Origin of the sequence: Paractinoplanes abujensis (assembly GCF_014204895.1) — a bacterium.
GTDB lineage: Bacteria > Actinomycetota > Actinomycetes > Mycobacteriales > Micromonosporaceae > Actinoplanes > Actinoplanes abujensis.
Map to the genome: position 1 here is coordinate 7,751,636 of NZ_JACHMF010000001.1, position 13,138 is coordinate 7,764,773.

The 13,138-nt window shown below is 70.6% G+C and carries 11 protein-coding genes; 5 read left to right on the forward strand and 6 right to left on the reverse strand.

Going from position 1 to position 13,138, the window contains the following annotated elements; all coding sequences use genetic code 11:
• Window positions 1-168: 168 nt before the first annotated feature.
• The 6 genes from BKA14_RS35720 to BKA14_RS35745 form a co-directional block, all read right to left on the reverse strand.
• Window positions 169-894 carry an AAA family ATPase gene (locus tag BKA14_RS35720; protein WP_184955162.1) on the reverse strand — a complete coding sequence of 242 codons (726 nt, stop codon included), beginning with the start codon at window positions 892-894 and terminating at the stop codon, window positions 169-171.
• Window positions 884-1,063, reverse strand: coding sequence for a DUF6104 family protein (locus tag BKA14_RS35725; RefSeq protein WP_184955163.1), 180 nt, complete (start codon window positions 1,061-1,063; stop codon window positions 884-886). Before BKA14_RS35725 ends, BKA14_RS35720 begins: the two co-directional genes overlap by 11 nt.
• Before the next feature lie 57 nt (window positions 1,064-1,120).
• Window positions 1,121-4,837, reverse strand: a complete 3,717-nt coding sequence (locus tag BKA14_RS35730) for a multifunctional oxoglutarate decarboxylase/oxoglutarate dehydrogenase thiamine pyrophosphate-binding subunit/dihydrolipoyllysine-residue succinyltransferase subunit (RefSeq protein ID WP_184957158.1) — start codon at window positions 4,835-4,837, stop codon at window positions 1,121-1,123.
• 157 nt (window positions 4,838-4,994) lie between these two features.
• On the reverse strand, window positions 4,995-5,813 hold the full coding sequence (locus tag BKA14_RS35735; protein WP_184955164.1) for an ABC transporter permease: 819 nt from the start codon (window positions 5,811-5,813) through the stop codon (window positions 4,995-4,997).
• A complete protein-coding gene (locus BKA14_RS35740; RefSeq protein WP_184955165.1) occupies window positions 5,810-6,730 on the reverse strand; it encodes an ABC transporter ATP-binding protein in 921 nt (306 codons plus the stop codon). Before BKA14_RS35740 ends, BKA14_RS35735 begins: the two co-directional genes overlap by 4 nt.
• A gap of 40 nt (window positions 6,731-6,770) precedes the next feature.
• Window positions 6,771-7,427: a hypothetical protein gene (locus tag BKA14_RS35745; RefSeq protein ID WP_184955166.1), complete on the reverse strand. Its 657-nt coding sequence runs from the start codon at window positions 7,425-7,427 to the stop codon at window positions 6,771-6,773.
• Window positions 7,428-7,521: 94 nt separating this feature from the next.
• On the opposite strand from BKA14_RS35745, the gene BKA14_RS35750 reads away from it, so the two are divergent.
• The 5 genes from BKA14_RS35750 (at window position 7,522) to BKA14_RS35770 (ending at window position 13,069) form a co-directional block, all read left to right on the forward strand.
• The gene (locus BKA14_RS35750) at window positions 7,522-8,286 is read left to right on the forward strand and encodes a GNAT family N-acetyltransferase (protein ID WP_184955167.1); all 765 of its coding nucleotides are present in this window, start codon (window positions 7,522-7,524) and stop codon (window positions 8,284-8,286) included.
• Window positions 8,283-9,068 (forward strand): lysophospholipid acyltransferase family protein, encoded by a 786-nt coding sequence (locus tag BKA14_RS35755; protein WP_184955168.1) that lies wholly within the window; start codon window positions 8,283-8,285, stop codon window positions 9,066-9,068. The genes BKA14_RS35750 and BKA14_RS35755 overlap by 4 nt, the downstream gene beginning before the upstream one ends.
• Window positions 9,069-9,144: 76 nt before the next feature.
• A complete protein-coding gene (locus BKA14_RS35760; RefSeq protein WP_127497738.1) occupies window positions 9,145-9,858 on the forward strand; it encodes a response regulator transcription factor in 714 nt (237 codons plus the stop codon).
• A 10-nt stretch (window positions 9,859-9,868) separates the two neighbouring features.
• Window positions 9,869-11,449 carry a sensor histidine kinase gene (locus BKA14_RS35765; protein ID WP_184955169.1) on the forward strand — a complete coding sequence of 527 codons (1,581 nt, stop codon included), beginning with the start codon at window positions 9,869-9,871 and terminating at the stop codon, window positions 11,447-11,449.
• 39 nt (window positions 11,450-11,488) lie between these two features.
• The gene (locus BKA14_RS35770) at window positions 11,489-13,069 is read left to right on the forward strand and encodes a S1C family serine protease (RefSeq protein WP_184955170.1); all 1,581 of its coding nucleotides are present in this window, start codon (window positions 11,489-11,491) and stop codon (window positions 13,067-13,069) included.
• Window positions 13,070-13,138 lie beyond the last annotated feature (69 nt).

A 13,138-nucleotide genomic window follows, 5' to 3' on the forward strand; every position in this document is an offset into this window, starting at 1 on the left:
TCCGGATGACGATGGGCTCCGAGGATCAAGATCGAGCTGTCCCGGCCGGGTGGTGGGTGACGGACCGTCGCTCCCGCGGGGACCGCGGCCAGCGAATCCCGCCCGGGTCCCCGCGGGAGCGACGGTCGGGACGAAGGGCTCTTGATCTTGATCTGGGTGGTGACGCGATCAGACCGTGAGTTGCCTCAGATAGGTCTGCGGTGAGTTGAGGAAGCCGCGCCAGTTGGCCACGATGTCGAGGTCGGCCCAGGGGGTGCGGCGGATCCCGTGCGGCCCCAGTTCGAGGATCGTGGCGTCGGGCAGGGCGGTCAGCAGCGGCGAATGGGTGGCCACCACGACCTGGGCTCCGGCCGAACGGAGCTCGTCGAGGCGGGTCAACAGGCCGAGGGTCGACGTGAAGGACAGCGGAGCTTCGGGCTCGTCCATGAGGTAGAAGCCGTACCCCCGGAACTTGCGGAAGAGGATCTCCAGGAAGCCCTCGCCGTGGCTCTGCTCGTGGAGGCCTCGATCAGGGTTGTCGCCGGGCAGCGACTCCAGGTACGTGTAGAGGCCGTGGGTGGTCTCGGCGCGCAGGAAGTACGCGTTGGCGCGGCGCCCGGGGGTGCGGATGATCCGCAGCGCCGAGCCCAGCGGGGACTCGGTGGCCCGGGTCGAGTGCATGGCGTCGCGCGAGCCGCCCTCGGGGTTGAGTCCGTGCGCGGTGGCCAACGCCTCGATCAGGGTCGATTTGCCGGATCCGTTCTCGCCGACCAGGAACGTGACGCCGGCCGGGATGTTCAGGCCGTGGTCGAGCACGGCCCGTACGGCGGGGATCGTCGCCCACCACGAGGAGCGGTCGACCTCGGCGCCGGTGTCCAGTTCGACGCGGCGGATCGGGCGGGCGCTACTCGTCATCCTCGTCGTCGTCCCGGGCCAGCCACGTCGCGAAGCGCTCGATCGGGGTCTCGAACTCCGGGTTCATGTCGACGAACGTGCGCAGCTGGTCGGCCACCCATTCCAGCGTCACGCTCTCCTCGCCGCGCCGGTTGACCAGTTCCTCGATGCCGCGATCGGTGAAATACATGCCCGGATAGTAAAAGGGGGCGCCCCGCCGCAGCGGAGCGCCCCCTCGTCAGAGAAGTTACGGCCGGGGCAGGGCGGCCTCGATCAGTGCCGCCTGCTCGGCCTCGTGCAGCTTGGCCGAGCCGACCGCGGGGGCGGCCGCGGCGGGGCGCGAGATGCGCCGCAGCCGGACACCTTCGAGGTGCTCGAGCAGGTTGAGTGCGACGAACGACCAGGCGCCCTGGTTGGCCGGCTCCTCCTGCACCCAGACGAAGTCCTCCGCGTTTCCGAACTGGGCCAGCACTGCCTTCAGCTCCTCGACGGGCAGCGGGTAGATCTGCTCCATCCGGACGATCGCGGTGTCGGTGATGCCCCGCTCGGCCCGGGCCTGGAACAGGTCGTAGTAGACCTTGCCCGAGCAGAGCAGCACCCGCTTGACCGAGCCCGCGTCGAGCGGCGCGCCGTTGATCCCGGCGTCGCCGATGACCGGCTGGAACGTGCCCTGGGTGAAGTCGGCGACCTGCGACACGGCCAGCTTGTGCCGCAGCAGCGACTTGGGCGAGAACACCACCAGCGGCTTGCGCTTGGTCGACAGGGCCTGCCGGCGCAGCAGGTGGAAGTAGTTGGCCGGGGTCGTCGTGTTGGCCACGCGCATGTTGTCCTGCGCGCACAGCTGCAGGAACCGCTCGGGCCGGCCGGAGGAGTGGTCGGGCCCCTGGCCTTCCTGGCCGTGCGGGAGCAGCAGCACCAGCGACGACTGCTGGCCCCACTTGACCTCGCCGGACGAGACGAACTCGTCGACGATCGACTGGGCGCCGTTGACGAAGTCGCCGAACTGCGCCTCCCAGAGGACCAGCGCCTCCGGGTTCTCGACCGAGTAGCCGTACTCGAAGCCCATCGCCGCGTACTCACTGAGCAGCGAGTCGTGCACGAAGAAGCGGGCCGAGCCGGTGGTCAGCGTGGAGAGGGGCAGAAAGTCCTTCCCCGTACGCGCGTCGACCACGGAGGCGTGCCGCGAGACGAACGTGCCGCGGCGCGAGTCCTGCCCGGCGAGCCGGACGGTGACGCCCTGGGCCAGCAACGAACCGAACGCGACGAGTTCGCCGAAGCCCCAGTCGATGCCGCCTTCGGTGCCCATCTTGGCCCGCCGCTCGAGCAGCTGCTGCACGCGCTTGTGCGGGGTGAAGCCCTCGGGCAGCTCGACGTGCGCCTGGCCGACCGCGCGGACGGTGGCCGCGTCGACCGCGGTCTCGACCTGGGGCTCGGGCTCCTCGCTGATCACCCGCGGACGGGGCGGGGTGCCGGCCGCGTCGCGGGTGGCCTTGAAGACCTGCTCCAGCTGGGACTGGTAGTCGCGCAGCTGTTCCTGGGCGTCGTCCACGGTGATGTCACCCCGGCCGATCAGCTCCTCGGTGTAGAGCTTCCGCACCGAGCGCTTCTGGTCGATGATCTCGTACATCCGGGGGTTGGTCATCGACGGGTCGTCGCCCTCGTTGTGCCCGCGGCGTCGGTAGCAGACCAGGTCGATCACGACGTCCTTGTTGAACGCCTGGCGGTACTCGAAGGCCAGCTTGGCCACCCGCACGACGGCCTCGGGGTCGTCGCCGTTCACGTGGAAGATCGGGGCCTGGATCATGCGGGCCACGTCGGTCGAGTACATCGACGAGCGGCTGTACTCCGGGGCGGTGGTGAAACCGACCTGGTTGTTGACGATCACGTGGACCGTGCCGCCGGTGCGGTAACCGCGCAGCTGGGAGAGGTTGAGCGTCTCGGCCACGACGCCCTGGCCGGCGAACGCGGCGTCGCCGTGCACCAGCACCGGCAGCACCGTGTAACCGTGCAGGCCCAGGTCGAGGCGGTCCTGCTTGGCCCGGACGATGCCCTCGAGCACCGGGTCGACGGCCTCCAGGTGCGACGGGTTGGCCACCACGCTGACCGTCGTGGCGTGCTCGCCGTCGGGCGTGGTGTATTTGCCGGTCTGGCCCAGGTGGTACTTCACGTCGCCGGAGCCGTGGGCCGACTTCGGGTCCATCTGACCCTCGAACTCGTTGAAGATCTTCTCGTACGGCTTGCCGACGATGTTGGCCAGCACGTTGAGCCGGCCGCGGTGGGCCATGCCGATGACCATCTCGTCCAGCCCGGCCTCGGCCGACGCCTCCAGCACGGCGTCGAGCAGCGGGATCAGCGACTCGCCGCCCTCGAGCGAGAACCGCTTCTGACCGACGAACTTGGTCTGCAGGAACGTCTCGAAGGCCTCGGCCGCGTTCAGCCGGTTGAGGATGTGCTTCTGCTCGTCCGAGTCGGGCTTCGTGTACTTGATCTCGATGCGGTCCTGGATCCAGCGCCGCTCCTCGGGACCCTGGATGTGCATGTACTCGATGCCGACGCGGCGGCAGTACGTGTCGCGCAGGACGCCCAGCACGTCGCGCAGACGCATACGCGGCTTGCCGGCGAAACCGCCGACCGGGAACGTGCGGTCGAGGTCCCACAGCGTGAGGCCGTGCTGCAGCACGTCGAGGTCGGGGTGGCGGCGGATCTCGAACTCGAGCGGGTCGGTGTCGGCCATCAGGTGACCGCGCACCCGGTACGCGTGGATCAGCTCGACGACCCGGGCCGCCTTGTCGATCTGGCCCTCGGACGTGCGGGCCACGTCCCGCACCCAGCGGACCGGCTCGTACGGGATGCGCAGCGACGTGAAGATCTCGTCGTAGAACTCGTGCTCGCCGAGCAGGAACTCGTGCATGGCCTTGAGGAACTCGCCGGACTGCGCACCCTGGATCACCCGGTGGTCGTAGGTGCTGGTCAGCGTGGTGACCTTGGAGACGCCGTGGTCGGTCAGCATCTCGTCGCTCATGCCGGCGTAGGGCGCGGGATACTCCATCGCGCCGACGCCGATGATCGCGCTCTGCCCGGCCATCAGGCGGGGGATGGAGTGGACGGTGCCGATGCCGCCCGGGTTGGTCAGCGAGATCGTCGTGCCCGAGTAGTCGTCCATGGTCAGCTCGTTGCGGCGGGCGCGACGGACCACGTCCTCGTAGGCCTGCCAGAACTTGCGGAAGTCCATCTGCTCGCAGTTCTTGATGGACGGCACGACCAGGGTGCGCGAGCCGTCCTTCTTGGCGAGGTCGATGGCGATGCCAAGGTTGATGTGCTCGGGCTGCACCATGGCGGGCTTGCCGTCGACCTCGGCGAACGAGTTGTTCATGGCGGGGTTCTGCGCCACCGCGCGCACCAGCGCCCAGCCGATCAGGTGGGTGAAGCTGACCTTCCCGCCCCGCCCGCGGGCGAGGTGGTTGTTGATCACGATGCGGTTGTCGACCATGAGCTTCGCGGGCACAGCGCGCACCGACGTCGCGGTCGGCACCTCCAGCGAGGCGTCCATGTTCTGCACGATCTTGGCGGCGACGCCGCGGAGCGTGGTGACCTTGGCGCCGTCGGCCTTCCCGTTCGCGGCGGCGGGGGCGGGCTTGGCCGCCGGGGCCGGCTTCGCGGGGGCGGGCTTCGGCTGGGCAGACTCGGTGGGCACGGTCGGCTTGACCGGGGCGACCGTGGAGGCGGCCGGGGCGTCGGTGCCGGCGCGGGCCGCCGAAGCGGTGGCGTTGGCCGCCTTCGCCTCGTCGGGCGTCACGATCGAACCGGTGGCCATCGCGGGCTTGTAGTCGGCGAAGAAGTCGTGCCAGGCGGGGTCGACGCTGGTGGGGTCGGCCAGATAGCGCTGGTACATCTCGTCGACGATCCACTCATTCGGCCCGAAGTCCGCGAGTGGGTTCTCGTGCGAAGTCTGCTGGGTCGACACTTCCGTGTTCGCCTCTTTCACCATGTTTGTCAGCACGCGACTGTTTCGTCACATGGGACGGGAAGGATTCGGCCTCAAGGCTACGCCGTGGGTGCGGGCGAACATCTTCCCACGTCGAGTGTGTGACCTCTTAGCCGAATCCTCCCCTCGGTTCTCGTCAGCTGATGTCGCGCCGCTTCGTCAGCCACGTGCCGAAGAAGCCCAGCACAGCCGCGTACCCGATCAGCACGACGGCGCCGACCCAGCGCGGCGGGCTGCCGGGCAGATCAGTACCCGAGATCATCAGCGTGGACGCCGTGGTCGGCACGAGCACCTGGAAGTTGTTGATCCACTCGGCCACGTACTCACTGAGCAGGAAGAAGATCAACCCGATGGCCGAGGTGCCGACCACGTAGGTGATGGCCAGGATCAGCGTCGCCGCGATCTGGCTGCGGATCAGCACCCCCGCGCCCACGCCCAGGATCGCCCAGAGCACGAAGGCCAGCGCGTTCAGCCCGATGGCGCGCCACACGGCAGGCTCGCCGAGCTGGGAACCCAGGTTGAGGTTGTTCATGATCAGCGGCACCACGATCAGGTTGAGGATCGTGGTGAGCAGCCAGACGGCCAGGCCGATGACGGCCGCGGCACCGAACTTGGCCAGGATGACCGACTCGCGGCGCGGCGTCGTGAGGAACGTCGTGGTCGCTGTGAGGTGGAAGAACTCACTGGTCACGATGATGGCCGAGAGCAGCACGACCACCAGCACGCCGAAGTACTGCCCGCTGGTGTAGAGGTTGGTCGCCACGTTGATCGGCAGGTTCGCGGCCTCGATCAGCTCGGCCTGCTGGTCGGGAACGTCCGACGGCGTGGGGCCCGCGCTGGCCTGGGCCCAGTTGGCGAGCACGCTGGCCGCGTACAGCGGGAGCAGGATGATGCCCATGATCCACCACAGCGAGGTGGTGCGGACCTTGAAGAGCTCGGCGTTGACCAGACTCATCGGATGCCCGCCTTTCCGGCCGTGAGCTGCAGGAAGACCTGTTCGAGGTCGCCGCGTTCGGCGTGCAGCTCGTGCAGTTCGACGCCCGCCGTGAAGGCCGCGTGGCCCACCGCGGCGGCCTCGGCGCCGTGCACCAGCAGGGCGCCGTCCGGGCCCGGGGTGACTGTCGCGTTCAGCTCCGAGAGGGCTGCGGTCAGTGCCTCGGCCTGCGGGGTGCGCACCCGCACCTGCACGCCGCCGGTCATGCCGCCGAGCACCTCGTCGACCGGGCCCTGCGTGATCAGCTTGCCCGCCGCGACGATCACCACGTCGTCCGCCAGCAGCTGCATCTCGCCCAGCAGGTGGCTGGAGACCAGCACCGTACGGCCGTTGGCGGCGAGCGACTTGAGCAGGTCACGCATCCAGCGGATGCCCTCGGGGTCGAGACCGTTGGCCGGCTCGTCGAGGATCAGCACCTGCGGGTCGCCCAGCATGGCGGCGGCGATGCCCAGCCGCTGCTTCATGCCCAGCGAGTAACCCTTGAACTTGCGGCTCGCGGCCGGGGTCAGGCCGACCAGCTCGAGCACCTCGTCGGCGCGGCTGTCGGGCAGGCCCGAGGCGCGGCAGATCATCCGCAGGTGGTTGCGGCCGGTGCGGCCGCGGTGGGCGCTCGACGCCTCGAGCACCGCGCCCACCTTGCGGACGGGATCGCTGAGCTCGGTGTAGCGCTGGCTGCCGAAGGTGGCCGTGCCGGCGGTCGGGGTGACCAGGCCGAGCAGCATGCGCAGGGTGGTGGTCTTGCCGGCGCCGTTGGGGCCCAGGAAGCCGGTCACCCGGCCTGAGCGGACGCGGAACGACAGATCATCTACCGCTCGGAGTTTCTTGTACTGCTTGGTGAGGCGATCGACGACGATCTCGTCGGTGCCTGGCCCGGTCATCGAAAAGTTCCCCTTCCCCGTGGAGTGAGAGGTCAACCTACTAGTTGGTGGCGATCCACGTGGCCCTGGCCCGCGCCAACGGCACAGAACAGGGGTCGTAGAGGGTCGAGAGCACCGTCGCCTTGCGACCCGAGAACTCGATCGCCTCGCCCACCACGACACAGGTCGACCCGGGCTCGGGCAACGCGTCCGCCGCCACCGCGATCCGGCCCAGCACGTAGGTGCGGCCCGAGCGCAGCGCGGTCCAGCCGCCCGGGCAGTCCAGGGCGGCCCACAGCACGGTCAGGTCGGCGCCGGCGGGCACCACCCAGGGCGCGGCCGTCCGCCCGTCGGGCAGCGGGCCCGAAAAGATGCGCAGCCCGTCCTCGCGCTCCGGCCCGCAGACGTAACAGGTGGGGAAGGGGTGATGGGTGAAGCCCTCGTACGCCTCGGCCGCCGTCACCGCCGTGGCCGGCTCCACCGGTGCGACGGCTGGGATGTCGCCCGCGGCCTCGGTCACGGTGGCCACCAGCGTGTCGCCGTCGCGCACCGAGCCGTCCGCATACGTCAGCGTGGTGTCGAGCGGCGGCGGCACCCGCAGCGTGACCTCCAGGGCCGGGCCGCCGATCCGGGCCCCGGCCGCGGCGGCGAACGCGCCCGCCGACCACCCCCCGTTGCCGGACGTGGGCGGGCCGTTGAACCGGGCCGGAATCCTCATGCGAGGAACCCTCGCACAAGCCGTTCATGTTGTAGCCATGAATCGCCTCCTGGCGCGACATTCCATCGGCAGGTGTCGCCCTTACACACATCACATGGCCGTTCTCATGACAGCCGCCGCCCCCACCGGGACCAGCGGCTACACCCTGCTCCTAGCCGACGACCCGAGCCAGGTCGAGGCCGCGCAGCGCCTGCGCCACGACGTGTTCGCGGGCGAGCTCGGCGCCTCGCTGCCGGGCGCCACCGCCGACGGGCGCGACGCCGACGAGTTCGACGAGTTCTGCGACCACCTGATCGTGCGCGACGACGCGACCGGCGCGGTGGTCGGCACCTACCGGATGCTGCCGCCCAAGGCCGCCGAGCGGGCCGGCCGGCGCTACGGCGACGGCGAGTTCGACCTGTCCGCGCTCTCCCCGCTGCGTGACCAGCTGGTCGAGACCGGCCGCTCGTGCGTGCACCCCGACCACCGCAGCGGCTCGGTGATCAACCTGATGTGGGCCGGCATCGCCCGTTACCTGCACCTGAACAACCTGCGCTGGCTGGCCGGCTGCGCCTCGGTGCCGCTGGACGACGGCGGCGTCACCGCGGCCGGGGTCTGGGCCCGCGTGCAGGCCAAGCACCTGTCGCCGCCCACCATGCGGGTCACCCCGCGCACCGACTGGCTGGCCCGCACCGAACTGGCCGGCGACCCCGGGACGCAGCCGCCCGCGCTGCTCAAGGGCTACCTGCGGCTCGGCGCCTGGGTCTGCGGCCGGCCCGCGTACGACCCCGACTTCAACTGCGCCGACTTCTACGTGCTGTTCTCGATGGACCGGATGGACCCGCGCTACCGCCGCCACTTCCTCGGAGCGCAGCGATGATCGGCGGCGGTGTGCTGACCGGGCTGTGGCAGCCGGTCTCGGGTTGTGGCGACCACTGCCGGGACGGCGCCGACCGGCACGTCACCCCGGGCGTGGGCACGCTGCGCATGGTCGCCCTGGCCGTCGTGCTCGTCGGTGGTCTGCTCGTCGTGCCCCTGCTGCGCGGGCTGGCCCTGCGCGGCGTGGCCCGCGCGATGCTGCGGGTGCTCGGCGTCCGGCTGGTGCGGCGCGGGCCGGCCCTCAAGCCGGGCAGCCTGCTGGTCGCCAACCACGTCTCCTGGCTCGACATCCTGGTGCTGACGGCGGTCACGCCGGTGCGTCTGGTGGCCAAGGGCGAGGTCGGCGCGTGGCCCGGCATCGGGGTGCTCGCGGGCCTGTCCGGAGCGATCTTCATCGACCGTTCCCGCCCGAAGTCGCTGCCCGGCACCGTCGGCGAAGTGGCCGCCGCGCTGCGCTCGGGCCGCACGGTGGCCGCGTTCCCCGAGGGCACCACGTTCTGCGGCGCCAACCAGGGCCGGTTCCGCCCGGCGCTGTTCCAGGCGGCGGTGGACGCGGGCGCCCCCGTGGTGCCGGTCTCGATCAACTACGACTCCACGGCGGCCGCCTTCATCGGCGACGACACCCTCTTCGATTCCGTACGCCGGGTCGCCGCGCTACGGTCGCTGACGGTGACCCTGGTCAGCGCGCCCGCGCTGCGCCCGGTGCCCGGGGCCGACCGCCGTGTGCTGGCCCGCGCCGCGCAGGCCTCGATGGGAGTCGGCGGGTACCGTCTCGCGGCCTGAGCGCCTGAGAGTCTTTACAGAAAACTTTCAGCTTCCGTGCAGCCGGGCTGCAGCGGGCTGATAAATACTGGGTGCCATGGCCGCTCAGACCCAGCCCAAGCAGAGCGAGGCGAAACTGCTCGTCGTCGAGGACGACGCGAACATCCTCGAGCTGCTCTCCGCCAGTCTCCGCTTCGCCGGCTTCGACGTGAGCACCGCGACGAGCGGCAGCGCGGCGGTCAGCGCGGCGAAGAACACCACCCCCGACCTCGTCGTGCTCGACGTCATGCTGCCCGACCTCGACGGTTTCGAGGTCATCCGGCTCATGCGCGAGGGCGGCCAGCGCACCCCCGTGGTCTTCCTGACCGCCCGGGACGGCACCGACGACAAGATCCGGGGCCTCACCCTGGGCGGCGACGACTACGTCACCAAGCCCTTCAGCCTCGAGGAGCTGACCGCACGCATCCGGGCCGTGCTGCGCCGCACGACCCAGGGCGACGACGAGCCGTCCCGCCTGGTCTTCGCCGACCTCGAGCTCGACGAGGAGACGCACGAGGTCTACCGCGCGGGCCAGCGGGTGCAGCTGTCGCCGACCGAGTTCAAGCTGCTGCGCTACCTCATGCTCAACGCCAACCGGGTGCTCTCCAAGGCGCAGATCCTCGACCACGTCTGGAAGTACGACTTCCGCGGCGACGACAACATCGTCGAGTCCTACATCTCGTACCTGCGGCGCAAGGTCGACAACGTGCAGCCCCGGCTGATCCATACGCTGCGCGGCGTGGGCTACGTGCTGCGCAAACCCGCCGTCTGAGCCCCCCGCCGTGACGCTCACCGAGCGGGTCCGCGCCTCGATCCCGCCGCAGCCCAGCCTGCGTAAGGTGTCGCTGCGCATCAAGCTGGTGGCGTCCGTCCTCATCCTGGTGTTCGCGGCGCTGACCGCGATCAGCGCCGCCAGCACGTACGCGCTGCACAACTACCTGCTCGACCGGCTCGACACGTCGCTGTCGATCTACGCGGCGACGATCGCCAAGGCGCGCCAGGGTTCCGAGATCCCCGTGCCGAGCGACTACTACGTCTCGTCCAGCAGCATCGACGGGGTGCGGCCGGACCCGCCGGTGGTGGGCGACCCCGACCTCGGCCCCGAGGACACCCCGCCCCTGGTCAAGGGTTCCGACGTGGTCAACCCGCTGCTCGGCGAGCCGTACACGGTGCGTTCGCCGAGCGGCAAGGTCGTGTGGCGGGTCGTGGTCGTCATCGACCAGTGGGGCTCGGTCATCCAGGTCGGCGAGAAGCTCTCGGTGATCGGCCTGGCGGTCAACCAGATGGTCTGGGTCGACCTGCTGGTCGGCGTGGGCGTGCTGATCGCCCTGGCCTCGATCGGGGCCGCCATCGTGCGGCAGAGCCTGGTGCCGTTGCTGCAGATAGAACGGACCGCGGCGGCGATCGGGGCCGGTGATCTGACCCAGCGCGTGCCCGATCCGGAAGCGCACGACGGCGAACCCCAGACCGAGCTGGGCCGGCTGGCCAAGGCCCTCAACGCGATGCTGGCCCAGATCGAGGCCGCGTTCAGCGCGCGCGAGCAGTCGGAGGCGGCCGCCCGGGCCGCCGAGGCGGTCGCGGTGCAGGCGGCCGACTCCGCGCAGGCCTCCGAGGCCCGTGCGGTCGAGTCCGAGGGCAAGATGCGGCAGTTCGTGGCCGACGCCTCGCACGAGCTGCGCACGCCGCTGACCACCATCCGCGGCTTCGCCGAGCTCTACCGCCAGGGCGCGGTGACCAACCCCGACGACGTGGCCCGGCTGGTGCGCCGGATCGAGGACGAGGCGGCCCGGATGGGCCTGCTCGTGGAGGATCTGCTGCTGCTGGCCCGGCTCGACCGCGAGCGCCCGCTCACGCTGGGCCCGGTCGAGCTGCCGGTGCTCGCGCTCGACGCGGTGCAGGCGGCCGAGGCGACCGCCCCCGAGCGCACGATCGAGCTCGAGGTCCGCGACCAGCCCGAGCAGCTGGTGGCGTACGGCGACGACGCCCGGCTGCGCCAGGTGATCGGTAACCTGATGACCAATGCGCTGGTCCATACCCCGGCCGAGGCCACGATCACGCTGCGGCTCTACGCCGAGTCGGGCGACCGCGCGGTGGTGGAGGTGTCCGACACCGGGCCCGGGCTCTCGCCGCAGCAGAAGGAACACGTGTTCGAGCGGTTCTACCGCGCCGACGAGGCCCGCACCCGCAACACCGAGCGCGCCGCCACCGGCACGGGGCTGGGCCTGGCGATCGTGGCGGCAATCGTCAGGTCGCACCAAGGAACCGTCGAGGTGATCAGCGAACCAGGGCAGGGAGCCACGTTCCGCGTGTCTTTGCCTACCCTAAATGCGGATAAAGGCTTCACAGAAAACATCCAGGCCTGACACAGGTCGGTCCGAGAGGTACGGGGCAAGGTTGTGGGCATGAACGAGAACGAGACCGACCCGCGACCCGCGGACGCCTCCTCTGAGAGCAGCAGCCCGGAGCGGGGACAGTCTGAGCAGCCGACCGCCGCGCTGCCCGCCGCTGCCCCGCAGCCGGCGGCGCCGCAGGCCCCCCAGTGGGCCCGGCCGGTGTCGAGCGCTCCCCAGCCGGGCGGCGCTCCCCAGGCAGCCCCCCAATCGGGTGTTCCGCAGTCCGGCGTCCCCCAGGCCGCCCCGCAGTCCGGTGTTCCGGTGACGGGTCCGCCCGGTGCTCAGTGGCCGCACCAGTCGCCCTGGCAGCAGCCGGGCTACCAGCAGCCCTATCCCGGTTACGGTCAGCAGCCCGGCTACGGCCAGCAGCATGCCGCCTACAACCCCGGATGGGCGCAGACCCAGACCCAGACGCAGCCGCTCGGCACCGAGGGCCAGCCCTGGACCCCGACGGCCGACGGCCAGCCCGCCTGGGCCCTGCCGGTCGACCAGCAGCCGCAGCGCAACCCCGGTCGTGGCCGCAAGATCTTCGTGGCCGGCGCCGCCGCGGTACTGATCGCGCTGGGCGCGGGCGGGGTCGGCGCGGCCACCGCGCTCGCCTTCGACGACGACGGCGCGTCGCCCGCGGTGCAGACCGGCAATTCCTCGGTCACCCGCGTGGTCGACCGCTCGTCGCTGGCCCAGATCGCCGCGGCCGTGCAGGACAGCGTCGTCTCGATCACCACCGGCAGCGGCGAGGGCTCCGGCGTCGTGATCTCGGGCGACGGTTACATCGTGACCAACAACCACGTGGTGGCGGGCGCCCAGGCCGACAAGGTCACCGTGATCTTCGCCGACGGCAAGAAGGCCAGCGCGTCGATCGTCGGCACCGACGAGCGCACCGACCTGGCCGTCGTCAAGGTCACCGGGGTCTCCGACCTCAAGCCGGCCACCTTCGGCAGCAGCGCCAAGATGCAGGTGGGCGACACCGTGCTGGCGATCGGCAGCCCGCTCGGCCTGGAAGGCTCGGTCACGGCGGGCATCGTCAGCGCCAAGGACCGCACGATCCAGTCCGGCAGCGACGGCGGCGGCCAGCAGGAGAGCCCGTTCGGCTCGCAGCAGCAGGGCGGCGCCACGACCACGATGTCGGGCCTGCTGCAGACCGACGCCCCGATCAACCCCGGCAACTCGGGCGGGGCCCTGGTCAACACCAACGGCGAGATCATCGGCATCAACTCGGCCATCGCCACCCAGGGCCAGGGCACGGGCAACATCGGCCTGGGCTTCGCGATCCCCAGCGACAAGGCCAAGCAGGTGGTCGACGACCTGATGGCGGGCAAAAAGGTCAGCCACCCGGCGCTCGGGGTCAGCGTGACCGAGGCCGAGAACGGTGGCGCCCTGGTGAGCCAGGTCACGCCGAACAGCGCGGCGGCCAAGGCCGGGCTCGAGCAGGGTGACGTGATCACCTCGGCCGACGGCAAGAACATCGGTGACTCCGACGACCTGGTGGCGGCGGTCCAGTCCGGCGCGGTCGGTCAGAAGATGACGCTGGACTTCACCCGCGGCGGTGAGAAGAAGCAGGTCACGGTCACTTTGGCCGAGGCCCAGTAAGGAACGCTGCGGCGGGTGGTGTGACAAGGGGGTTGTCACGCCGCCCGCCGTACGTTTGTTCGGCGCTAA

What these genes read in the sequence shown, in the direction of transcription:
- BKA14_RS35760 (WP_127497738.1), top strand. Translation starts at nt 9,145, where the DNA reads ATGGCCGCTCAGACCCAGCCCAAGCAGAGCGAGGCGAAACTGCTCGTC.
- BKA14_RS35725 (WP_184955163.1), bottom strand. Translation starts at nt 1,063, where the DNA reads ATGTATTTCACCGATCGCGGCATCGAGGAACTGGTCAACCGGCGCGGC.
- BKA14_RS35755 (WP_184955168.1), top strand. Translation starts at nt 8,283, where the DNA reads ATGATCGGCGGCGGTGTGCTGACCGGGCTGTGGCAGCCGGTCTCGGGT.
- BKA14_RS35740 (WP_184955165.1), bottom strand. Translation starts at nt 6,730, where the DNA reads ATGACCGGGCCAGGCACCGACGAGATCGTCGTCGATCGCCTCACCAAG.
- BKA14_RS35770 (WP_184955170.1), top strand. Translation starts at nt 11,489, where the DNA reads ATGAACGAGAACGAGACCGACCCGCGACCCGCGGACGCCTCCTCTGAG.
- BKA14_RS35750 (WP_184955167.1), top strand. Translation starts at nt 7,522, where the DNA reads ATGGCCGTTCTCATGACAGCCGCCGCCCCCACCGGGACCAGCGGCTAC.
- BKA14_RS35735 (WP_184955164.1), bottom strand. Translation starts at nt 5,813, where the DNA reads ATGAGTCTGGTCAACGCCGAGCTCTTCAAGGTCCGCACCACCTCGCTG.
- BKA14_RS35720 (WP_184955162.1), bottom strand. Translation starts at nt 894, where the DNA reads ATGACGAGTAGCGCCCGCCCGATCCGCCGCGTCGAACTGGACACCGGC.
- BKA14_RS35745 (WP_184955166.1), bottom strand. Translation starts at nt 7,427, where the DNA reads ATGAGGATTCCGGCCCGGTTCAACGGCCCGCCCACGTCCGGCAACGGG.